The following is a 22,996-nucleotide window of genomic DNA, read 5'->3' on the forward strand; positions in this document are numbered from 1 at the left end:
GGGTGGGGCTGGACATGGCTACGTTTCCCGCAAGGTGAGCGAAAAACGCCACAAGGCATGGCCGGCGCACGGCGGGTGCCGGGCGCGAGCCGTCTTCTTTCATCCGGACTGTGACCGTCGGCTCCGGCATCGGACCGGATCTGCTGACCCCCCGGCGCTGGATTGCCGGGGGCGCTCGCGGGCTCGTCGTGGCTGCTGGAGCCGGTCGACCTACCGCCGGTGGGGAGTTTCGCCCCGCCCTGAAGACGTTGGTGGTGCCGCCTGGGCGGCGCGGCGATTCTAGCACCGGGACCCGCCGCAACCGGCCCGTCGGCGGAACGCTGCGTCCGGCCGGCGCGCCCGGGTTCAGCCGCGCGGGCGCAGCAGCAGCCGGATATCGCCGCCGAGCTGGCGCGAGTCGACGATGTCCATCTGCAGCCGCTCGTCCATGTGCTCGATGTTGAGGCCGTCGAACAAGGGGCGCGCTTCGGACCCGAGCAGCACCGGGGCGACATACAGCAGCAGCTCGTCCACCAGCCCGGCATCCAGGAACGCCGCCGCGAGCGTCGCGCCGGCCTCGACCTGGACCTCGTTGATCCCGCGCTCGGCCAACAACTTGAGCACCCGGTTGAGGTCGAAACGGCCCCGCTCGACGTCGACCACCGCCAACTGCGCACTGATCCCGCGGCCCAGCTTGGTATGGGGCGCGTGCACGTACAGCGTCGGCGCATCGCCCTCGCGCACCCGGCCGCGGTGGACGGTCGCCAGCCCCGGGTCGAGCACGACCCGCAGCGGCGGCTCGAACGGTTGCGCTTCGTCGAGCCGCACGGTGAGCGAGGGGTCGTCGGCCAGCACGGTGCCGGCACCGGTCACGATGGCACCGGCGCGGGCGCGCCAGTGCTGCACGTCATTCCGCGAAGCCTCGCCGGAGATCCACTTGGACTCGCCGTTGGCGAGTGCGCTGCGCCCGTCGATGCTGGTCGCCAGCTTGACCCGTACCCACGGCCGCCCGCGTACGACGCGCGACACGTAACCGCGGTTCAGCTCGCGCGCCTCCGTTTCCATCAGGCCGTCGACCACGTCGATGCCGGCGGCGACCAGGCGGTCGAATCCGGCGCCGTCGACCTGCGGGAACGGATCGCGCATGGCCGTGACGACCCGCGCCACCCCGGCCTCGACCAGCGCATCGGCACAGGGGCCGGTGCGGCCGGTGTGCGCGCACGGCTCGAGCGTCACGTAGACGGTGGCGCCGCGGGCCTGCTCGCCGGCCGCCTGCAGGGCGACCACCTCGGCGTGCGCCTCGCCGGCGCGCTGGTGGAACCCCTCGCCGACCACCTCGTCGCCGCGCGCGATGACGCAGCCCACCATCGGGTTGGGCCGGGTCGTATAGGCGCCCCGTTCGGCCAGGCGCAGCGCACGGGCCATCATCAGGTGGTCGGTGGCGGTGAAGTCGGACATCGGTACTCCCTGGTGCGACGCCGGCCGGAGCTCAGCGCCTGCGTGGCTTGCCCGGCGCGATGGCGTCACCGCCCAGCAGCGGCAACTGCCCCTCGCCGGAGTTGTCGTTCTCGAGGCGGTCGAGTTCCTCGCGGAAATCGGCCACGTCCTCGAAGGCGCGGTAGACCGAGGCGAACCGGACGTAGCCGACGTGGTCGAGTTTGCGCAGTTCGGCCATCACGAACTCGCCGACGCGCATCGACGCCAGCTCGCGCTCGGCGGTCATGCGCAACTGGTGCACGACCGCGCGCACCGCGGCTTCGATCTGTTCTTCCGAGACCGGCCGCTTCTGCAGCGCACGGTCGAAGCCCGAGCGCAGCTTGCGCGCGTCGAACGCCTCGCGCCGACCATCGGACTTGATGATCACCGGCAGCTTCAGCTCGATCGTCTCCAGCGTGCTGAAGCGCTCGCCACAGGCCTCGCAGACGCGGCGCCGGCGGATGGTCGCGCCATCGTCCGACACCCGCGAGTCGATCACGCGGGTGTCGGCGTGCTGGCAGAAGGGGCAATGCAAAGGGTCAGCCCGGCCGCGGCGGCCGGCTCAGCCGTACACCGGGAACTTGCGGCACTGCGCGGTGACCGCGTCGCGCACGCGGGCGATCACCGCCTCGTCCCTGGGCGCGTCGAGCACGTCGCACAGCCAGTTGGCCAGCTCGACGCAGTCGGCCTCCTGGTAGCCGCGGGTGGTCACCGCGGGAGTGCCGATGCGCAGGCCGGAGGTCACGAACGGCTTCTGCGGGTCGTTGGGCACGGCGTTCTTGTTGACGGTGATGTGGGCCTTGCCCAGCGCCGCCTCCGCGTCCTTGCCGGTGATGCCCTTGCCGATCATGTCGACCAGCATCAGGTGGTTCTCGGTGCCGCCGGAGACGATCTTGTAGCCACGCTCGACGATCACCTTCGCCATCGCCTGCGCGTTCTTCACGACCTGCTGCTGGTAGGCCTTGAACTCCGGGTCCAGCGCTTCCTTGAAGGCCACCGCCTTGGCCGCGATGACGTGCATCAGCGGGCCACCCTGGATGCCCGGGAACACGATGCTCTGCAGCTTCTTGACCAGCTCCTCGGACGGGTCCTTGGCCACGATGATGCCGCCGCGCGGGCCGCGCAGGGTCTTGTGGGTGGTCGATGTCACCACGTGCGCGTGCGGCAGCGGGTTCGGGTAGACGCCGGCGGCAACCAGGCCGGCGACGTGGGCCATGTCGACGAAGAAGATCGCGTCGACCGAATCGGCGATCTGGCGCATGCGCGCCCAGTCGATCTTCTGCGAGTAGGCGCTGAAGCCGCCGATCAGCATCTTCGGCTTGTGCTCCGTGGCCAGGCGCTGGATCTCGTCGTAGTCGATCAGGCCATCGGCGTCGACGCCGTACTGGACGGCGTTGAACAGCTTGCCGGAGATGTTGACCTTGGCGCCGTGGGTCAGGTGGCCACCATGGGCCAGGCTCATGCCCAGGATGGTGTCGCCCGGCTGCAGCAGTGCGAGGTAGACCGCCTGGTTGGCCTGCGAGCCCGAGTGCGGCTGGACGTTGGCGTAGTCGGCGCCGAACAGTTCCTTCAGCCGGTCGATCGCGAGCTGCTCGGCGACGTCGACATGTTCGCAGCCACCGTAGTAGCGCTTGCCCGGATAGCCCTCGGCGTACTTGTTGGTCAGCACGCTGCCCTGTGCCTCCATCACGCGCGGGCTGGCGTAGTTCTCGCTGGCGATCAGCTCGACGTGGTCTTCCTGCCGCTGGCGCTCGTCGGCAATGGCCTGGGCGAGTTCGGGATCAAAGCCTTCGATGCGTGCGTCGCGCGGGAACATTGCCGCTCCGGGAGTGAGGTGGGGGGTGGCGTCGAGTTTAGCCGCCGGCGGGGGCGCCGGGCCATCCGGCCGGTTCCGGGCCCGCCCACCGGGGCGCCCCGGTTCTGAACGGCCTGCGCCCCGCCCGATGCAGCCGCGGCCGCGATCCGCGATAATGGCGGGCTATCGAATCCCCCTCACCCCGGCCCTGCCCCGCAGGCCGCCGGGCGCACGCCTGCGGAGCACCCATGTCGCAATACATCTACACCATGAACGGCGTCAGCAAGACCGTTCCGCCCAAGCGCCAGATCATCAAGGACATCTCGCTCTCGTTCTTCCCCGGCGCCAAGATCGGCCTGCTGGGCCTGAACGGCGCGGGCAAGTCGACCGTGCTGAAGATCATGGCCGGCGTCGACACCGATTTCTCGGGCGAGGCGCGCCCGCAGCCCGGCATCAAGGTCGGCTACCTGGCGCAGGAACCGGAGATCGACCCGGAGAAGACCGTGCGCGAAGCGGTCGAGGAAGGCGTCGGCGAGGTGCTCAATGCCCAGGCCGAACTGGAGAAGGTCTACGCGGCCTACGCCGAGGACGGCGCCGACTTCGACGCGCTGGCCAAGGAGCAGGAGCGCCTGGAGGCCATCCTCGCCGCCGGCGACGCGCACACCCTGGAGAACCAGTTGGAAGTGGCCGCCGATGCGCTGCGCCTGCCGCCGTGGGACGCGGTGGTGGGCAAGCTGTCGGGTGGCGAGAAGCGTCGCGTCGCGCTGTGCCGCCTGCTGTTGCAGAAGCCGGACATGCTGCTGCTGGACGAACCCACCAACCACCTCGATGCCGAGTCGGTCGAGTGGCTGGAGCAGTTCCTGGCGCGCTACAGCGGCACCGTGGTGGCCGTCACCCATGACCGCTACTTCCTCGACAACGCGGCCGAGTGGATCCTCGAGCTCGACCGCGGCCGCGGCATCCCGTGGAAGGGCAACTACACCGACTGGCTGACCCAGAAGGAAGAGCGCCTCAAGCAGGAAGAGTCGCAGGAGAAGGCGCGCCAGAAGGCGATCCAGAAGGAGCTCGAGTGGTCCCGGCAGAACGCCAAGGGCGGCCGTTCCAAGGGCAAGGCGCGCCTGGCGCGGCTGGACGAGTTGCAGGCGGTCGACTACCAGAAGCGCAACGAGACCAACGAGATCTTCATCCCGCCGGGCGAGCGCCTGGGCAACTCGGTGATGGAATTCCGCAACGTCAGCAAGAAGTTCGGCGACCGCCTGCTGATGGACGACCTGAGCTTCATCGTGCCGCCCGGCGCGATCGTCGGCATCATCGGCCCCAACGGCGCCGGCAAGTCGACCCTGTTCAAGATGATCACCGGGCAGGAGAAGCCGGACACCGGCGAGATCGTCACCGGTCCGACCGTGCAGCTGGCCTATGTCGACCAGAGCCGCGATGCGCTGGAGGGCGACAAGAACGTGTGGGAGGAAGTGTCGGGCGGGCGCGACATCCTCAACATCAACGGCATCGAGATCCAGTCGCGCGCCTACATCGGCCGCTTCAACTTCAAGGGCCAGGACCAGCAGAAGCGTGTCGGCTCGCTGTCGGGCGGTGAGCGTGGCCGCCTGCACATGGCCAAGACGCTGCTGCAGGGCGGCAACGTGCTGCTGCTCGACGAGCCGTCCAACGACCTCGACATCGAGACCCTGCGTGCACTCGAGGACGCGCTGCTGGAGTTCCCCGGCAACGTGTTCGTGATCAGCCATGACCGCTGGTTCCTGGACCGCATCGCGACCCACATCCTCGCGTTCGAGGGCGACAGCCACGTGGAGTTCTTCCCGGGCAACTACCGCGAATACGAGGAAGACAAGAAGCGCCGCCTCGGCGACGACGCCGGTCCGCACCGGCTGCGTTTCAAGGCACTGAAATAACGACGCACGCCCGCGGCGACGCGGGCGTTCTTTTCGGCATCGGGTCTTCGTAGGAGCGACGTAAGTCGCGACCCGGCGGACGCCCGGGACGCCGTACAGGGTCGCGACTCACGTCGCTCCTACAATCGTGGCGACGCACTGCCTGTCGACAACACCGAGGAACGACGATGGAATTCATGCAGGCACTGCGGCAACGCTGGTCGAACGCCGATTCGCTCGTCTGCGTCGGCCTCGACCCGGAACCGGCGAAGTTCCCGGCCCGATTCGGCAGCGACCCGGACGCGGTGTTCGCATTCTGCCGCGCCATCGTCGACGCGACCGCCGGGCACGCGTGCGCATTCAAGCCGCAGATCGCGCATTTCGCCGCGCTCGGCGCCGAGGATGCGCTGACCCGGCTGATCGCCCACATCCACGCCGCGCACCCGGGCATCCCGGTGATCCTCGATGCCAAGCGCGGCGACATCGGCAGCACCGCCCGGCACTACGCCGCTGAAGCCTTCGACCGGTACGCCGCCGACGCGGTGACCGCCAACCCCTACCTCGGCCGCGACTCGGTCCAGCCGTTCCTCGACCGCGCCGACCGCGGCGTGGTGATCCTGTGCCGCACGTCCAACCCCGGCGCCGCCGACCTGCAGGACCTGCCGGTGCAGGCCGCCGGTGGCACGCAGCGCCCGCTCTACCAGCACGTGGCCGAGACCATCGCGCGTGACTGGAACGGCCACGGCAACTGCGCGCTGGTGGTCGGCGCGACCTGGCCGGAACAACTGCGCGAGGTCCGCGCCATCGTGGGCGACATGCCCTTCCTGGTGCCCGGCGTCGGTGCCCAGGGCGGCGACGTCGAGGCGGTGGTGCGCAATGCCCGCACCGCCGACGGCACCGGCCTGATGGTCAGCTCGTCGCGCGCGATCCTGTACGCGTCGCAGGGGGACGACTTCGCCGATGCCGCGGCTGCCGCGGCGCAGGCGCTGAAGGAACAGGTCAACCGGTATCGGTGATGGCGGTTTTGCCGTGATCGGGTGGTGTTTCTTGTAGGAGCGGCTTCAGCCGCGATCGTGCGTCCTGCCATACGATCGCGGCTGAAGCCGCTCCTACAGACCGCGGGTTTACCGGCTGCGCCACCACGCACGCGCGGCGGCGAACGGGAAGCGCAGCCAGATCGCCGCCCAGACCGCGGCCCGCAACGGCCATCCGCGCCGATGCGCCTCGAACCGGTTGAAATAGCGCCACAGGCCACGGTGCTTGTGCCATTCGACGAACAGCGGCCGCGAGCGGCTCGACACGCCGCGCACGTGCACCACGCGCACGTGGTTGGCCACGGCCACGGTGGCACCCGCCATCCGCGCGCGCCGGCACAGGTCCAGGTCCTCGGCGTGCAGGCGGTAATCCGGGTCGAACCCGCCGATCCGCTCGAACAGGGCGCGCGGCATGAACATCAGCGCCCCCGACACCGCATCGACCGGCTGCACGTCGAGGCGATCGTCGGAGTCGACCGCCATGCCCGTGCGCTGGCCAGTGCTTCGCATCGACCGCGCCGTGAGCCCGCCGGCGAGCATCCGGCCAAAATCGGGATCGCGCCGCCGCGCCGCCGGGTCGCGCATGCCGTCCTCGCCGACCAGGTCGGCGCCGAGCAGCACCTCGCCGGCCCCGGCCAGGCCGAGGAGGCGTACCAGCGTGTCGTCCTCGACCATTGCGTCGGGATTGACGAACGCCAGCCAGTGGACCGGCACGGCCGCCGTCGCCAGTTCGGCAACGCCCTGGTTGCAGGCCACGCTGAAGCCCGGATTGTCCGGGTTGGCAACGAAGCGCAACCGCGGGTCCGCACTGGCGTGGCGCTGGGCGATGGCGAGGGTGTCGTCGGTGGACTGGTTATCGATGACCCGGATCGCGGCCACGCCCGCGGCTGCCCGCAGGCGCTGTAGGCATTCGTCCAGGGTCGACGCGCTCTGGTGGGTCACCACCACCACGCCGATGTCGGCGCCGGCCATGGATTGTCCGGTGCTGGCGGTCATGGGCGCGCGGGAGAGGCGGCCACAGGGCCGTCGTCGACCGTTACCGGGAACAGGTCCGGCTGCGGCTCCGGCGGGCCGACCGTCGCGAACAGGTCGGCCAGCTCGGCGCGGGTCGCACGCAGCGGGTCGCGCATCAGGAAACAGGCCACGCGGGCATGCCAGTCGGGCCAGCGCACCGCCAGCCGGTCCATGTCGCCCTCGAACGGCACGCCTTCTACCGGGCGTGCGACAAACGCCGACTCGCACAGCACGTTGCGCCAGCCCAGGCCGGCCAGCCGCAGCGACAGGTCGATCAGGCCGGCGCACCAGGAGCCGTAGCTTTCCGCGTCGAGCCCACGCGCACGCTGGCGGGCGCTGCCACGCAGCAGCACGCAATGGCCGACCGCGGCCGGCAATTCGGGGTGCGTGGCGGGCATCCGCGCGGCGGCACGCGCCAGCCGCGCGGGGTCGCGCGGCATTGGTGCTATCTCGCCGATCCGCGGCCATCCGGCGGTCTCGCCGGCGTTGCTCCAGGGCGTCGCGCTGGCGATGGAACCGTCGCTGGCCAGGCAGGCCGCCAGCCGTTCGAGCCAGCCGGGCAGCGGCACCGCGTCGGGTGCGAGCACCGCAACGTCCGCGTCGCCGCAGGCCGTCAGCACCTCGTCCAGGTGCGCGACCTCGCCGATCGTGCGCTGGCGCCGGGTGTAGTCCGCGCGCAACCGGGTGTGCGCCATCCAGTGTTCGATCACCGCGCAGCCGCGCGGACCCGCGCAGGCATCGTCGGCAAGCCACAGCCGGGTGCCGGGTGGCGTGCCTGCCTCCAGCGCGGCCAGGCAGGCGTCCAGCGCAACGTCGTCGCTGCCGACCGGCAACACTACGATCGGCAGCTCAGCCATGGGCGGGGCCACGCCTCACTTCATGCCGCGCCTCACCAAGCGCCACGGCTCACGGCTCGCGATGGAGCGGCTCCAGCGCGCGGAAGCGGCGGCCGTACTCGTCGGTCAGTTCGCGCGCTTCCAGCGGGTTGCGCACGATGGTCGGGGTCAGCAGGACGATGGTTTCCTCGCGACGGGTCGCCGACGACTGCGTGCCGAACAGCCCGCCGATCACCGGGATCCGGTTCAACCCCGGGAAGCCGGACGAGCCGCGGCTGACGCTGTCGCGGATCAGGCCGGCCAGCATCACCGTGTCGCCGCTCTGTATCGCCGCCTCGGTCTTGAGCTTGCGGGTATCGATGCGTACGTTGCCGAAGCGGTCCGGCTCGCCGCCCGGCGCGCTGACCTCCTGCACGATGTCGAGGAACACCATGCCGTCGCGGGTCACGCGCGGGCGCACCTTGAGGATCACGCCGGTATCGAGGTACTGCACCTGGCTGTAGCTGGTGTCGTTGCCGATACCGGGGTTGACGGTCACCGACGCGACCGGGATCCGGCTGCCGACATTGAACGTCGCCTCGGCGTTGTTGCGCACCACCACCGACGGGGTCTGGAGCATGTTGACGTCGGTCACCGAGTCGAGCGCGCTGATCACCGCCGCCGCGTTGCGGCCGAGGAATTCCCAGACCACCCCACCGGGGTTGTTGACGCCGCGCCCGATGCTGCCGGCCAGGCCGCTCCACGTGTCGCGGTCGACGGTGTCGGGGAACCCGTTGTCGGTCACCGCGCGCTCGAAGAACCAGTTGACGCCGTACTCCAGCGCGCCGCTGAGCTGCACTTCCACCACCTGGGCCTCGATGTGCACCTGCATCGGCATCACGTCGAGCTGGCCGATCACGTCCAGGATCGACTGCCACGCCTGCGGGCTGGCACGCACCAGCAGCGAGTTGGTCTCCTCGACCGCGGACACGCCAACCTCGTCGCCGTCGACCTCCAGGCTGACGCTCGCGTTGCCGTCCTGCGCCGCGCCGAGCGACATCTCGCCGCCACCGCCGCCGGAGCCTCCACTCGTCGCGTCGCCACCCTTGCCGCCGATCGTCGCGCTGGCCATGCCGTCCTCGCCCGAGCGCAGCTCGACCGAATCCAGCCCGGGCATCAGGGATGGCGGGCCGCTGTCGCCACCGCCGCCACCCGAAGACGAACCGCCGAAGACCTCGGCCAGCCGGTCGGCGAGATCGCGCGCACGGATGTACTTGAGCGGATAGGCGTAAAGCCGGGTCCCGCTGCCGCCGTCGATCCGCCCCAGCCACTGCTGGATGTCGTCGAGGTAGTCGGCCTGCGGGGTGATCACCATCACCGCGTTGGCGCCTTCCAGCGGCATGAAGCGGAACATGCCCGCGACCGGCGACTTGCTCGCCTCGCCGAACACCTTCTCCAGGTCGGCCACCACCCGCTCGGGGTTGCCGGACTGCAGGGGGAACACGCCAACCGACATGCCCGACAACCAGTCGACGTCGAAGATCTCGATCGTGCGCAGGTAGTTCTGCAGCTCCGCGCGGGTGCCACCGATGCTGATCACGTTGCGCGCGGCGTCGGTGCCGACGATCGCGTTGGGACGCGCGTAGGGCTCGAGGATCTTCTTCATCTCCTCGGCCGACACGTAGCGCAGCGGCACCGTCCGCACCTCGAACCCGCGGGCGTTGGCGGCGCCGCCGGTCCGCGGGGCCACATTGCCGGCCAGCGCCTGGTCGGCCGGGACGATGTTGTAGCGTCCGCCGCTGTAGACCATGCGCGCGTTGTTCCAGCCCAGTACCTGGTCGAGCAGGCTGATCGCCTCGGCCGGGCTGACCGGGTTGGGCGTGGCCAGCGTCACGGTGCCCTGCACGCCCGGCGCGACCACGTAGTTCTGGCCGAGCATGTCGCCCAGGATCGCCTTGACCACGGCGTGCAGCGACTCGCCCTCGAAATTGAACGTGGCGGCGCCGGAAGACCCGCCCAGGTTGGGTGGCGGCGCGCTGGCCGCGGCCTGGTTGATGACCTGGCCGGTGCCACGGCGGATCTGCGGTTGCGGGCCGGCGTCGGACGCGAGCGGCTCGACCGCGCCGGCGCCGGTGACCACCGTGGCGCCGCCCTCGGCCACCATCGCGTCGGTACCGGCGGTGCGCATCTGCACGCCGGCCGCACCGTGGCGGGCGGGAGCGACGTCTCCGTCGCGGCGGACGGTCGGCACCGGCGTGCTGGCGCAGCCGGCCAGCAACGCGACCAGCAGGCCGGCCACCACCGGTCGGAAGGACGACCGCGGCGACACCCCGGGGGAGGCGCTGCGCGGCGATCGCGGCTGTACTGGGGGAAACGGCTTCATGCGTTGCACTCTACGGGCTCATGGCCGGTGGTTGCGGGCGGGGGGGCGACGTCGCATCGGGCACGGGCGGGGTCTCGCCGCGCAGGCGGGCGCGGCGGGCCTGGATCCGCTCACGGATCGCATCCATCCGGGCCTGGTCGGTGGACGGTACCGCGTCGGCCGCCCCGGACTCGACCCGGGCGTCGGCGTCGGCCTGGGCATCCATCGCGTCGCCGGCGCGCGCCGGCGTGGCGGACGACCCCGGGGGCGGCACGGCCGAGGCGTCGTCGGTGGCCGGGCTGCCGATCTCGGTCGGCCGCGCGCCGCCCACCCCGTCGAACACCCGCAGACCGAGCGTGCGCTGGCCGTCCGGGCCCTCGAACACCGCGCTGCGCTCACTCAGGCCGGTCAGGCGCCACGCCGGGTGGGACTCGGGCGCATCGCCCAACCGGACCCGCACGGACTCGCTGCCATCAGCGGGCTGGATGATCGCCAGCTTGAGTCGCGGGGTGATCAGCACGCTGGTCAGTTGGTAGTCGAACGCCGACGACTCCGCCGGCTCGCCCTGCCCCTGCAGGAAGAACGGCTGTGGCGTGCGGTCGGAGGAGAACAGCGGTCGATCGGCGATCTGCACGTACTGGTCCGGCGTCCCCAGCCGCGGCGGTGGCGCGGGACGCACCGGCGGCAGCGGCTGCAGCAGCGTCGGGTCGTCCGGCAGGGGCTCGACCCGGCCGCCCATGCCGGCGACGGCGAGCAACCACGCGACCAGGGCCCAGCCGGCGACGCCGGCGAGCAGCCAGGTGCGGGGACCGGCGTCGTCAATCCGCACGGGGCGCCTCCGGCGGGGCGAGGTAGCCCGACAGGTCGAAGGAGACATCGAGCCCGCCGTTGCCGGTCGGCTCGCCACGGCCCGGGCTGAAGTACATGCGCTGGGCGAGGATGTTGAGGTTGCCGATGAACAACCGCGGCGCGCCGCTCTCCAGCGAGTGCAGCACCGACGCCAGCTCCGGCGTGCCGCAGCGCAGGCGCACCTGCACCACCACGCGGACGCGCGCCGCGCGGGTATCGGGAGCGAGCGGGGAACGGTTGGTGATCATGCAACTGCGGTTGCCGGGGCTCGCCTGCACGACCACGGTTTCCAGGCGCTGGATCAGGCTGGCGGTGGCCAGCTCGGGATTGGACTCGGGCAAGAAGCCCGGCCGGCCTTCGAGTTCGGTGCGCAACTGCGCCAGCCGCCCACTCACCTGGGGCGCCTGCTGCAGCTGCATGCGCAGGCGCAGCTCGCGCTGCTGCAGCGAATCGATCCGGCTGTTGGCTTCCAGCATCGGCGCCGTCCACCACGGATGCACCAGCACCGCGTAGGCCAGTGCGAGCACCAGCAGGAGCAGGCCAAGCGCGAGCCAGCGGTCGCGTCGGGTAACGCGGGCCTGCGGGCGATCAGCGGGGCGCGGCATCGGCATCCTCCGTCGTCGCCGCGGCGGCCGGCGCGGCGGCCGGCCCCAGTTCGGCCACCAGGGTGAAACGGTCGCGGCCGCTGGCGGGGTCGGGCTGCAGTGCGCCGGCCAGCGCTGGCGAATGCCACAGTGGCGACCCCTGCAGCCGGCCGATCAACGCGGCCGCTTCGTTGCTGAGGCCGATCAGCATCAACCGCTGTTCGTCGATCGACAGTTTCTCGAGGTAGGTGCCGTCAGGCAGGCGTCGGGTGAGTTCGTCGATCACCTCGATCGCGGTCGGCTGCTCGGCACGCGCCCGGTCGAGGAAGGCCTGGCCCTCGATCAGCCCGGCCAGTTGCTGGCGCTCGGCCGCCGCGCGGCGACCGGCGACGGCATCGGCGGCGATGCGTTGCTCGAACGCCTCGGCGGCGTCGCGGCGGTTGTCGAGCAGCTGCCAGAACAGCCCCAGCACCAGCAGCACCGCCGTGGCGGCCAGCGCCAGGTTCCACACGATCCACGGATCCCGGTGGCGTCGGCGACGTTCGGCCGGCAGCAGGTTTACCCCGACTGGAACTCCGTCGGCGGCCGCGGCGTCGACGCCGGCCAGTTGGCCTGCCAGCGGTCCGAGCGCAGTCAATTGCGGCTCGAGCACCTGCCGCGGCACCACCACGAGTTCGGCATCGAGCTGGCCGTCACCTTCGCGCCGGCCGACGACCCGGGCGTCGTACACGACCGCCTCGGCACTGAACGGCGTCTGCCGGTCGATCTCGAAACCGACCACGTCGCGCAGCCGGTCGGCGGCGGCGGCAGGCAGCGACAGGCGGCGGCGCAGCCCGTGCGCGGGCGACAGCAGCAGCCACCGCGGCAGCTCGGCCACCGGCGGTGCAAGCAGCCCGGCAAGCGGGTCCAATGTGGAAACGGAATCCTCCACGGCCGGCAGCAGCGGCACCCGGCCCAGATCCTCGATGCCGTCGCCGCGCTGCAGTCGCAACTGCACCTCTTCCCCGTCGACCTGCAGCAGCAGCCGACCGCGGTCGAAGCCCAGCACACGGCGCCACCGGGTTGGCAGCCACGACGCGAGCGCAGTGCCCCACCAGTGCAGGAAACCTCCCGCCCCGGGGCCCAAGCGCGCACCGATGTGGCCCAGGCGGCCGCCCGGACGAATCCCCAACCGGCTCATCGTGGTGAAGCTCCCTCCTCCCAATCCAGCACGGTATACGCCATCCCGGGTACGGCACCGCCGCCCGCGCGCACCACCGCCCTCAGCAGCGACTCGCGCCCATCGGCCAGCCGCGCAAGGCTCTCGATACTATACGTACCGCTCCGGTTTGCCCCGACCGTCGGCAACGCCGGGCCCGCGGGCCCGCCAAGCGGCGCTCCGCGCTGTTGCACCATCGCCGCGCCGTCCAGGCCGATCGCCTCCAGCACCGGTGCCGCGGCGAACTCCGGCTGCGGTCGCGGCAACCCGCTGTGGACGGTCACGTGCGGGGCGACCAGCGCGTACAGCGCCGGCGTGAAGCCCAGCACCTGCTCCAGCTCGGCGATGCCCTCGAACTGCGCGTCCTTCGCACCGTACGGCCGGCCGGCCGAAGCGTAGTCGGCGTCCTCGGCGCCACCGGCCGCCTGGGTCAGCGGGTCCGGATCGCGCCAGTCGATGATGGCCGCGGCCAGGCGCGCAGCCTCGGCCTGGTCGCTGCCGAGCGCGACCAGAAGGCCGCCGAGCACGGCGGCGTCGCTCTGGTTGAGGTCGAGTTTGCCGCTCTCGTCGACGATGCGGACCTCGATGTCGACACCGGTGTACCGCCACGGGTAGGGCCGGCCATCCGGCGCCCACTGGCGCTCGGGCTCGGTCGCGGCCAGCCGGGTCATCGCGTATTCCAGCCCGGCGCGCGCGGCGTTCTGCGCCGTCAGCCCGTGCACCAGCACCCGCCCCTGCAGGTGCTCGACGCGCGCCACCAGCGCGAACCCGCCGACCAGCGCGGTCAGCAGCACGACCAGCCACAGCACCAGCAGCAATGCCGCGCCGCGGGACCGGCGGACGGCACTCACCGCAGCCCTCCCATGAACCCGTCCTCGGCCTGGCCGCCGGCCTGCGGCAGCGCCACCAACAGCGGCGGCCACGCGCGTTCGTCGGCGTCGCTGATGGTGACTTCCACGAGCAGCGGCAGCCGGTCGCTGGCCTCCCAGTCGTCCTGCCAGTCGCCGAGCTCGCCGCTCTCGCGGTCGATCGCGCGGTAGCGGAAGCTCGCGGCGCCGATGCCGTCGACCAGTGTTTCCGGCGGTCGCGGTTCGTTCGGTTCGATGGTCTCGCCGGCCAGCACGAGGCGGAAGTCCACCTCGATCCGCGTCTCGCCTCCTTCGGTGTGGACGCGCAGATCGTGCAGGTGGGGGCCGCCGCGGCCGAGGTAGTCCGGCAGGTCGGCGACGAACTGCATCCGGTCGGGACCGCCGACGAAGCGTTGCGGCACCAGGGTGTCGTCGTCGGTGGCGAACGCGAGCGGCCGCGCGGCGGCGATGCGCTTGCGCAGGAACCCCTCGACCGCGCGGATGCGGTCGTTGCGCTCGGCCAGTGCCTCGCCGCGGCGCGTGGCCTGGGTGGCCGCGCCGAGGGTCGAGAAGGCGATGGCCAGCCCCGCCGCCAGCAGCACGGTGGCCAGCAGCACCTCGATCAGGGTGAAGCCCTGCGCGCCCGCGGCGGCGACGCGACGTCTCACGGCATCACCATCGCGTCGCCGCCCTGCACCAGCCGCAGGCTGCGCAGCTGCAGGCGCTCACGCGGGCCGCCATCGCCCCACTGCACGGTGAGGGCGAGTTCCAGCAGTCGCGCGGCGCCGGGTCGCGTCGGCGGCGCCGCTCCTTCAGTCCAAGGCGACACCTCCAGCGACCAGCGGTAGCGGCCGTCCTCGAACTCGCCGTCAACCCGTCCCGGTTCCAGCGCCTGGCCGACGCCGACCGTGTCGAGCAGCGACTGGGCATGCAACGCGGCGCGACCGGCATCGCCCGACCAGCGCACCTGCCGGGTCGCCCCCGACAGCGTGCCCAGCAGCAGGCCCAGCGCCAGCGCCAGCAGCGCGAAGGCGACGATCACCTCCAGCAGCGAATAGCCGCGCTGGCGCCGCGGGGCGGCAGGGCGCCTCACGGTGGCCCTCCGTCGCGCGCCAGCGTGACTTCTCCGGTCAACCAGGCCACGTCGACGTTCCACGCCGCCGAATCCCGGCGCAGCTGGATCCGGCCACCGGTCGCCGCGCCGTCACCGAAGAACATCACCGCCCCCTCGCCGCGGGTCGGCTGCACCTGGCGGGCACCGGTGAAGCGCACCTCCAGCGCATCGGGGATCCCGCCCTGGCGACCGTCGGGTGCCTGCCAGGTGCGCGCGGCCGGGTCGATCACGAAACGCTGCGGCTGCCCCGTCGCGATCGCGCGGGTGCGGGTGTAGCGCAGCTGCGCGGCGATCTCCTTCGCGCTCGAGCGCAGCTGCGCGCCGGCAAACCCGCCGGTGAACGCGGCCGCCGCCAGCAGGCTGGCCGCCGCGATCAGGCCGACCACCAGCAGCATCTCCAGCAGCGACACGCCACGCATGCGCCGACCCGGCGAATGCGTCCCCGGGCGGTAGAGGCTGCGGGTGGCGCTCATGTCGCTACTCGTAACGGATGTCACCGTCGACGCTGGTGCCACCGACCTTGCCGTCCTTGCCAAGCACCACCAGGTCGAACGGGCCGCTCTCGCCCGGGGCCCGGTACTCGACCGGATGCCCCCACGGGTCGTTGAGCTCGGGTGCCTTGGCATACGGGCCGAGCCAGCCGGCCGCGTCGGCCGGCGCGGTGACCAGCTCGTCCAGGGTTGTGGGCAAGCGCCCGGTGTCCATCTGGAACGCTTCGACCTTCTGCGCCAGCGTGGTCACCTGCGACTTGGCCAGGTTGGCCTTGGCGCGGTCGGCGCCGCCCAGCACGCGGCTGCCCACGAAGGTCAGCACCGCGCCGATCAGCACGATCACGATGATGATCTCGATCAGGCTCATGCCGGCCTGGCGGGCGGCGGACGGGGCACGGAAGTGTCGGCTCGGGAATCGCGGGGTTCGCATTACGGTGTCCTTCTCGAACGGTTCGGGGGAATGAATGTCTGCGGTCGGCTAGCCGACCGCGTTGGTCAGGTCGTACAGCGGCGTCAGCACCGCCATCACCACCACGCCGACCACGCCGGCCAGCACCACGGTGACCACCGGCACCAGCGCCGCCAGCATGCGGTCCAGCGCGAGCGAGGTCTGGTGCTCGAAGGTCTCCGCCGTCTTGACCAGCATCGCATCGAGTTCGCCGGACTCCTCGCCGACCTGGATCATCTGCAACGCCAGCCTCGGGAAGCGCTTGCCCCGGCCCAGCGCGGTCGACAGCGCCGCGCCGTTCTTGACCTCGGCCGCGGCGGCTTCGACATCGGCGGCCAGCACGCGGTTGTCCATCACCTTCTGGGCGATGCCCAGCGCGGCCATCAGCGGCACGCCGTTGCGCACCAGCGTACCGAGGGTGCGGGCGAGCCGCGCGGTCTCGACCTTGGCCACCAGCGCGCCGAAGAACCGCCGACGCAGCACCCAGCCATCCAGCCATTCTCGGAATACCGGGTCGCGACGCTTGCGGTCGATCCACAGCAGCGCCAGAGCGGGCATCACCACGAGCACGATCCACCAGTCGCGCACGAACAGCCCGACGCCGAGTACCACCCGGGTGAACAGCGGCAGGGTCGCGTCCAGGCTCTCGTACATCTGGGCGAACTGCGGGACCACGTAGCCCAGCAGGAACAGCAGGCTCAGGCCGACCATCACCAGCAGGATCGCCGGGTAGATCAACGCGTTGACCACCCGGCCCTGCAGCGCGCGCGACCGCTCCAGGTAATCGGCCAGGCGGGACAGGGTTTCATGCAGGCTGCCACCGGCCTCGCCCGCGCGGACCATGTTGACGTACAGCCGCGAGAACGTGCCGTGCTGGCGCTCCAGCGCGGTCGACAGCGGGCTGCCACCGCGCACGGCATCGCGCACGTCGCCGACGATGCGCCTGGCCGCGTCGTCCTCGGGCAGCTCCAGCAGGATCGTCAGCGCACGGTCGAGCGGTTGCCCGGCGCCCAGCAGCGTGGCCAGCTGCTGGGTGAACTGCACCAGCCGCTCGCCGGCGAACGGCCGTGGCTTGAACAACCCTTTCCAGCTGGTCGCCGCACCGCCCTCGCTTGCCAGCCGGGCTTCCACCGGCAGATGGCCCTGCTCCTGCAGCCGGTTCGCGACCTCGGCGTCGCTGGCGGCTTCCATCTGTCCGTCGAGCAGCTCGCCGCGGCTGTTGAGCGCCTTGTAGCGGTACAGCGCCATGCGATCAGGCGTCCTCGGTCACGCGCAGCACTTCCTCGATCGTGGTCAGCCCCGCCAGCGCCTTGGCCAGGCCATCCTCGTACATCGTGCGCATGCCCGCGTCGCGCGCCAGCCGCTCGATCTCGCCCATGCCTGCATGGCGCATCACCGCGCTGCGCAGGGCGTCGTCCATGACCATGAACTCCATGATCGTGGTGCGGCCCTGGTAGCCGGTCGGGGCCAGCTCGGAGGCCACCGGGCGGTAGAGGAAGAGTTCGCCCGACGGCTGCAGGCGGCGCAGCCCGAACTTCTCGATCTGCTCGGGCGTGGCCGGGTACCGCTCCGCATGCGTGGGCTCCAGCCGGCGCACCAGCCGCTGGGCCAGGATGCCGTTGACGGTGGAGGTCAGCAGGTAGTCCTCCACGCCCATGTCGAGCAGGCGGGTGATGCCGCCGGCGGCATTGTTGGTGTGCAGCGTCGACAACACCAGGTGGCCGGTGAGCGCGGACTGGATCGCGATGCGCGCGGTCTCCAGGTCGCGCATCTCGCCGATCATGATGATGTCCGGGTCCTGGCGCACGATCGAACGCAGCGCGTGCGAGAAGTCGAGCCCGATCTGCGGCTTGGCCTGGATCTGGTTGATGCCCTCGATCTGGTACTCGACCGGGTCCTCGACGGTAATGATCTTGACGTCCGGCGTGTTGAGCTGGCTCAGCGCCGTGTACAGCGTGGTGGTCTTGCCCGAGCCGGTCGGGCCGGTGACCAACAGGATGCCGTGCGGCTGCTCCAACACCTTGCGGAACTGCGGCAGGAACCCGTCGGTGAAGCCGAGCCGCTCGAAGTCCAGCACCACCGACTCGCGGTCGAGCAGGCGCATCACCACGCTCTCGCCGTGCGCGGTCGGCACCGTGCTGACGCGCAGGTCCAACTCCTTGCCCTGCACCCGCAGCATGATCCGGCCGTCCTGCGGCAGGCGTCGCTCGGCGATGTTGAGCTTGCCCATGATCTTGATGCGGCTTATGACCGCCGCGGTCAGGTTGACCGGCGGGCTTTCGCCATCGATCAGCACGCCATCGACGCGGTAACGTACCTTCAGGCGGTTCTCGAACGGCTCGATGTGGATGTCGGACGCACGCAGCTCGACCGCGCGCTGGATCACGAGGTTTACCAGGCGGATGACCGGCGCCTCGGAGGCCAGGTCGCGCAGGTGCTCGACATCGTCCAGGTCGCTGCCTTCGCCCTCGGCGGTCTCCACGATCGCGCCCATCGCGCTGCGGCCCTGCCCGAACCAGCGCTCGACGAGCTCGTCGATTTCCGAGCGCAGCGCAACATGCGCGCGCACCTCGCGGCCGGTCGCCAGCCGCACCGCGTCGAGCACGTACGGATCGTGGGGATCGGCGGCCAGGACGTCCACCGCCGCGTCGCTTTCGGCCACGGGACACACGGCGAACTGCTTCATGAAGCGGACCGCGAGCGGAACCCCCTCGGGCGGCAGTTCTGGCAGGTCCTTGGGGCCGACCAGTGCGAGGCCCAGCACGGCGGCGACCGTCTCGGCGTGGTCGCGCTCGGACACCAGGCCGAGCCGTCCGAGCAGTGCCAGCAGGCTGCCGCCGGTTTCGGCCTGCAACCGGCGCGCGCGACCAAGGTCCGCCTCCTTGAGGCGCCCCTTCCCGAGCAGGGCATCGACGATCCGGTCTTCCAACGGGTTGCCACCCGTGCCGCTGTCCATGCCACCGTTGCCCGCACCGTCGACCACGTCCGCCGTTGCGCCCACACCGCCTCCAAAGCCGTGAGCGGCCGACTGTAGCAGGGTCGGCGCAGGCCGTCGGCGGCCGCATGCGCGGAGGCCGACGGCGTCACTGGTCGGCCGTCAGCCGACGAACACCCTCGCGTTGCGGAACATCCGCAGCCACGGTGAATCCTCGCCCCAGCCGGCAGGCGCCCAGCTCAGGTTGGCCGTGCGCAGGGTGCGTTCGGGATGCGGCATCAGGATGGTGGCGCGACCGTCCTCGCTGGTCAGGCCGGCGGTGGCGCCGGCCGAGCCGTTGGGGTTGGCCGGATAGCGCGTGGCGGGGGTGCCGTCGGACTCGACGTAGCGCAGCGCGGTGCGCGCGGCGGTCTGGTCGAGGTTGCTGGCGAACTCGGCCCGGCCTTCGCCGTGCGAGACCACCACCGGGATACGCGAACCGGCCATGCCGCGCAGGAACAGCGACGGCGATTCGACCACCTCCAGCAACCCCAGGCGCGCCTCGAACTGCTCGCTGCGGTTACGCAGGAAGGCGGGCCAGTGCCCGGCGCCGGGGATGATCGGCTTGAGCTGGCTGAGCATCTGGCAGCCGTTGCAGACGCCGAGACTGAAGCTGTCGTTACGCGCGAAGAACGCCGCGAACTGCTCGCGCAGCCCCGGGCGCTCCAGGATGCTGGTGGCCCAGCCGCGGCCCGCGCCAAGCACGTCGCCATAGCTGAAGCCACCGCAGGCAGCCAGGCCCTTGAAGCCGTCGAGGGTGACGCGGCCGGCGATCAGGTCGCTCATGTGCACGTCGAACGCCTCGAAGCCGGCGCGGTCGAACGCGGCGGCCATCTCCACCTGGCCGTTGACGCCCTGCTCGCGCAGGATCGCGACCTTCGGACGCGCGCCGCCGACGTGGACGGCACCGGCGACGAACGGCGCCGCGATGTCCTCGGCCGGGTCGAACGCGAGTTTCGGGCGCAGCCCCGGGGCGGCGAAGTCGCGCGCGGCCACGCGCTCCTCGTCGGCGCACTCGGGGTTGTCGCGCAGGCGCTGCATCGCGTGGCTGGTCGACCACCACGCGTCGAACAGCTCGTCCCAGCGCCATTCGGCCAGGGTCTCGCCGTCCTCGCGGATCCGTACCGCCGGCGCCGTGGTCGGCCGGGCGATGCGCTGGGCGCAGTCGATCAGGCCGTGGCGCGCGACCAGGTCGGCGAAGTCGGCGCGGTCCTCGACCGCGACCTGCACCACCGCACCCAGTTCCTCGTTGAACAGGGTGCGGAACGGGTCCTCGCCCCAGCCGTCGAGGTTGATCTCCAGCCCGAGGTGTGAGCAGAACGCCATCTCGCACAGCGCGGCGAACGCACCACCGTCGGAGCGGTCGTGGTAGGCCAGCAGCAGGTCGGACTCGCGCGCGTCGCGGATCAGTTCGAAGAAGTCGCGCAGGCGGCCCGGGTCGTCCAGGTCGGGCACGCCGGCGTTGCGACGGCCGTCCTCGGATGGCTGGCCGGCAAAGGCCGGCAGCGTTCCGCCACCTTGCGCCGCGTCGGGATGCACCTGCGCCAGCACCGAGCCACCCAGGCGCTGCTTGCCGGCGCCCAGGCCGATGAGCCACAGCTCGGAGTCGGCCTCGCGGTCCATCAGCGGCGTCAGCTGCCGGCTCACGTCCACCACCGGTGCGAACGCGGTGACCACCAGCGACACCGGCGACACCGACTTCTGCTGCTCGCCCTCGTGCTGCCACTGCGCCTGCATCGACAGCGAGTCCTTGCCGACCGGGATGCTCAGGTCGATCTCGGGACACAGCTCCATGCCGACCGCGCGGACCGCGTCGAACAGCAGCGCGTCCTCGCCATCGTGGCCGGCCGCCGCCATCCAGTTGGCCGACAGCTTGATCCGGTCGAGCGACTCGACCGGCGCGGCGCACAGGTTGGTGATCGCCTCGCCGACCGCCATGCGGGCCGCGGCGGCGGCGTCGAGCAGCGCCAGCGGAGTGCGCTCGCCGATCGCCATCGCCTCACCGGTGAATCCGTGGAAACCGGCGAAGGTGATCGCGCAATCGGCCACCGGCACCTGCCATGGGCCGACCATCTGGTCGCGCGCGGTCAGGCCGCCGACGCTGCGGTCACCGATCGTGATCAGGAACTGCTTGGACGCCACGGTCGGGTGGGCAAGCACGCGCAGCGCGGCATCGCGCAGGTCCAGCCCGCTCCAGTCCAGCGCCGGCCACGGCGCATCGGCCGGCCGGCGGGTGTCGCGGTGCATCTTGGGCGGCTTGCCGAACAGCACGTCCATCGGCAGGTCGATCGGGTGCGCCACGTCGGCCCGCGCGTCGCCGTAGACCGACTCGACGGTGGCACCGTAACCCACCACCAGGCGCTCCTCGGCGGTGGCGAAACCGACCACCGCGAACGGACAGCGCTCGCGCTCGCAGATCGCGGTGAACTCGGCGACCCGGTCGGCCGGCATGCCGAGCACGTAGCGCTCCTGCGACTCGTTGCACCACAGCTGCATCGGCGACAGCGACGGATCGTCGGTCGGCACCTTGCCCAGGTCGACCACGCCGCCCAGGCGCGAGTCGTGCAGCAGTTCGGGAATGGCATTGGACAGGCCACCGGCGCCGACGTCGTGGGCACTGGCGATCGGGTTGCGCGCGCCAAGCGCGACGCAGGCGTCGATCACTTCTTGGCAGCGACGCTCCATCTCGGGGTTGTCACGCTGCACGCTGGCGAAATCGAGCGCCTCGTGGCTGTCACCCGATGCGACCGAGCTGGCCGCGCCGCCGCCCAGGCCGATCAGCATCGACGGACCGCCGAGCACGATGACGGCGTAACCGGGCTTGAGGCCGAGCTTGTCGACCTGGTTGCGGTCGATCGCGCCAAGCCCGCCGGCGAGCATGATCGGCTTGTCGTAGGCACGGGCGTAACCGGCCTGGTCGAGTTCGAAGCTGCGGAAGTAGCCGGTCAGGTTGGGTCGGCCGAATTCGTTGTTGAAGGCGGCCGCACCGAGCGGACCGTCGAGCATGATCTCCAGCGCCGGCGCCATGCGCGGGTTGAGCGCGCGCGTGCCCTCCCACGGCTGCGGCAGGGTCGGGATGCGCAGGTGCGACACGCTGAAACCGCACAGGCCCATCTTCGGCTTGCCGCCGCGGCCGGTCGCGCCCTCGTCGCGGATCTCGCCGCCGGCACCGGTGCTGGCGCCCGGGAACGGCGCGATCGCCGTCGGGTGGTTGTGGGTCTCGACCTTGATGCAGAACGCCGATTCGACCGGCGCCTCGGCGCGGTAACCGCCGGTGGCCGGGTCCGGGCGGAACCGCCGGGCCTGGTAGCCGGCGACCACCGCGGCGTTGTCGCTGTACGCCGACAGCGTGTGCTCGGGCGTCTGCGCGTGGGTGTGCTTGATCATCCGGAACAGCGACGTCGGCTGTTCGCTGCCGTCGATGGTCCAGGACGCGTTGAAGATCTTGTGCCGGCAATGCTCGGAGTTGGCCTGCGCGAACATCATCAGCTCGACGTCCGACGGCTGCCGTCCGAGTGCGGCGTAGCGCTCGCGCAGGTAGGCGATCTCGTCGTCGGCCAGTGCGAGCCCGAGGCGGGTGTTTGCGGTCTCAAGATCCTCCAGCGCGATACGCTCCAGCTCGCCGCGGGCGGGCGGCTGGAACAACGCCACCGCGTCGTCGGGCGACTCCAGCAGCGACTGGGTCATCGGGTCGTGCAGCACCCTGGCCAGCGCGCCCTGGGTGGCGGCGTCGGCGGGCCAGCCGGTGAGGTCGTAACGCAGCCCGCGCTCGACCCGGTGCACCGGCAGCCGGGCCCCGTGCAGCAGCTCGGTGGCCTTGCTCGCCCACGGCGACAACGTGCCCAGGCGCGGCGTGACGTAGCGCGAGACCGCGCCGTCGGCGCGTGGCGCGGCGTCCGGGCTGGCCTGCAGGATCCGGCGCAAGGTGGCGTCGTCAGGGGTCGCGCCTGCTTCCGGATCGACCCAGTAGACCGGCCACGCGCCCAGCAGGCGCACGGCGGGATGGATGGACTGGAGACGGGCTTGCAGGCGTTCGCGTCGGAACGCGGACAGGGCGGGAGCGCCCTCGAGGACGATCATGTCCGGGGAACCGTAGGATCGACGGGCCGGCTATTGTAAGGCAGTC

General features: G+C 71.3%; 19 protein-coding genes and 1 riboswitch. Of the genes, 2 read left to right on the forward strand and 17 right to left on the reverse strand.

Features of this window, described 5'->3' with window-relative positions; translation table 11 throughout:
- Nucleotides 1-87: 87 nt before the first annotated feature.
- A riboswitch (FMN riboswitch) is annotated at nt 88-251 on the reverse strand.
- Between the two features lie 94 nt (nt 252-345).
- From ribD to glyA, 3 genes are read right to left on the reverse strand one after another with little or no spacing between them, the layout of a single operon-like run.
- Complete coding sequence (ribD, locus tag KOD61_RS11290; protein WP_215218758.1) at nt 346-1,437, reverse strand: bifunctional diaminohydroxyphosphoribosylaminopyrimidine deaminase/5-amino-6-(5-phosphoribosylamino)uracil reductase RibD; 1,092 nt, start codon at nt 1,435-1,437, stop codon at nt 346-348.
- 31 nt (nt 1,438-1,468) lie between these two features.
- On the reverse strand, nt 1,469-1,990 hold the full coding sequence (gene nrdR, locus KOD61_RS11295; RefSeq protein WP_215218759.1) for a transcriptional regulator NrdR: 522 nt from the start codon (nt 1,988-1,990) through the stop codon (nt 1,469-1,471).
- Between the two features lie 27 nt (nt 1,991-2,017).
- Nucleotides 2,018-3,271 (reverse strand): serine hydroxymethyltransferase, encoded by a 1,254-nt coding sequence (glyA, locus tag KOD61_RS11300; RefSeq protein WP_215218760.1) that lies wholly within the window; start codon nt 3,269-3,271, stop codon nt 2,018-2,020.
- Between the two features lie 227 nt (nt 3,272-3,498).
- On the opposite strand from glyA, the gene ettA reads away from it, so the two are divergent.
- A complete protein-coding gene (ettA, locus tag KOD61_RS11305) occupies nt 3,499-5,160 on the forward strand; it encodes an energy-dependent translational throttle protein EttA (protein WP_215218761.1) in 1,662 nt (553 codons plus the stop codon).
- 167 nt (nt 5,161-5,327) lie between these two features.
- Complete coding sequence (gene pyrF, locus KOD61_RS11310) at nt 5,328-6,155, forward strand: orotidine-5'-phosphate decarboxylase (protein ID WP_215218762.1); 828 nt, start codon at nt 5,328-5,330, stop codon at nt 6,153-6,155.
- A 108-nt stretch (nt 6,156-6,263) separates the two neighbouring features.
- Here pyrF and KOD61_RS11315 read toward each other — a convergent pair whose 3' ends face one another.
- The 14 genes from KOD61_RS11315 to purL all read right to left on the reverse strand — a co-directional run bounded on the left by KOD61_RS11315 (nt 6,264) and on the right by purL (nt 22,950).
- On the reverse strand, nt 6,264-7,145 hold the full coding sequence (locus KOD61_RS11315; protein ID WP_215220394.1) for a glycosyltransferase: 882 nt from the start codon (nt 7,143-7,145) through the stop codon (nt 6,264-6,266).
- A 20-nt stretch (nt 7,146-7,165) separates the two neighbouring features.
- Nucleotides 7,166-8,044 carry a glycosyltransferase family 2 protein gene (locus KOD61_RS11320; protein ID WP_215218763.1) on the reverse strand — a complete coding sequence of 293 codons (879 nt, stop codon included), beginning with the start codon at nt 8,042-8,044 and terminating at the stop codon, nt 7,166-7,168.
- Between the two features lie 49 nt (nt 8,045-8,093).
- Nucleotides 8,094-10,331, reverse strand: a complete 2,238-nt coding sequence (gspD, locus tag KOD61_RS11325; protein ID WP_407074596.1) for a type II secretion system secretin GspD — start codon at nt 10,329-10,331, stop codon at nt 8,094-8,096.
- Between the two features lie 64 nt (nt 10,332-10,395).
- On the reverse strand, nt 10,396-11,193 hold the full coding sequence (locus KOD61_RS11330; RefSeq protein ID WP_215218765.1) for a general secretion pathway protein GspN: 798 nt from the start codon (nt 11,191-11,193) through the stop codon (nt 10,396-10,398).
- Nucleotides 11,183-11,818 (reverse strand): type II secretion system protein GspM, encoded by a 636-nt coding sequence (gspM, locus tag KOD61_RS11335; protein ID WP_215218766.1) that lies wholly within the window; start codon nt 11,816-11,818, stop codon nt 11,183-11,185. Before gspM ends, KOD61_RS11330 begins: the two co-directional genes overlap by 11 nt.
- On the reverse strand, nt 11,802-12,977 hold the full coding sequence (locus KOD61_RS11340; RefSeq protein WP_215218767.1) for a PilN domain-containing protein: 1,176 nt from the start codon (nt 12,975-12,977) through the stop codon (nt 11,802-11,804). The genes gspM and KOD61_RS11340 overlap by 17 nt, the downstream gene beginning before the upstream one ends.
- Entirely contained in the window at nt 12,974-13,846 is an 873-nt protein-coding gene (locus KOD61_RS11345; protein WP_215218768.1) for a type II secretion system minor pseudopilin, read from the reverse strand. Before KOD61_RS11345 ends, KOD61_RS11340 begins: the two co-directional genes overlap by 4 nt.
- A complete protein-coding gene (locus KOD61_RS11350) occupies nt 13,843-14,511 on the reverse strand; it encodes a prepilin-type N-terminal cleavage/methylation domain-containing protein (RefSeq protein ID WP_215218769.1) in 669 nt (222 codons plus the stop codon). Before KOD61_RS11350 ends, KOD61_RS11345 begins: the two co-directional genes overlap by 4 nt.
- On the reverse strand, nt 14,508-14,936 hold the full coding sequence (gene xpsI / locus KOD61_RS11355; RefSeq protein WP_215218770.1) for a type II secretion system protein XpsI: 429 nt from the start codon (nt 14,934-14,936) through the stop codon (nt 14,508-14,510). The genes KOD61_RS11350 and xpsI overlap by 4 nt, the downstream gene beginning before the upstream one ends.
- The gene (xpsH, locus tag KOD61_RS11360; protein WP_251370586.1) at nt 14,933-15,430 is read right to left on the reverse strand and encodes a type II secretion system protein XpsH; all 498 of its coding nucleotides are present in this window, start codon (nt 15,428-15,430) and stop codon (nt 14,933-14,935) included. Before xpsH ends, xpsI begins: the two co-directional genes overlap by 4 nt.
- Before the next feature lie 4 nt (nt 15,431-15,434).
- Nucleotides 15,435-15,878, reverse strand: coding sequence for a type II secretion system major pseudopilin GspG (gene gspG, locus KOD61_RS11365; RefSeq protein WP_215218771.1), 444 nt, complete (start codon nt 15,876-15,878; stop codon nt 15,435-15,437).
- A gap of 48 nt (nt 15,879-15,926) precedes the next feature.
- A complete protein-coding gene (xpsF, locus tag KOD61_RS11370; protein WP_215218772.1) occupies nt 15,927-17,144 on the reverse strand; it encodes a type II secretion system protein XpsF in 1,218 nt (405 codons plus the stop codon).
- 4 nt (nt 17,145-17,148) lie between these two features.
- Complete coding sequence (gene gspE / locus KOD61_RS11375) at nt 17,149-18,852, reverse strand: type II secretion system ATPase GspE (protein WP_215220396.1); 1,704 nt, start codon at nt 18,850-18,852, stop codon at nt 17,149-17,151.
- A gap of 141 nt (nt 18,853-18,993) precedes the next feature.
- On the reverse strand, nt 18,994-22,950 hold the full coding sequence (gene purL / locus KOD61_RS11380; RefSeq protein ID WP_215218773.1) for a phosphoribosylformylglycinamidine synthase: 3,957 nt from the start codon (nt 22,948-22,950) through the stop codon (nt 18,994-18,996).
- Between the last annotated feature and the right edge of the window lie 46 nt (nt 22,951-22,996).

The sequence above is a fragment of the Lysobacter luteus genome (genome assembly GCF_907164845.1).
Classification (GTDB): Bacteria; Pseudomonadota; Gammaproteobacteria; order Xanthomonadales; family Xanthomonadaceae; genus Novilysobacter; species Novilysobacter luteus.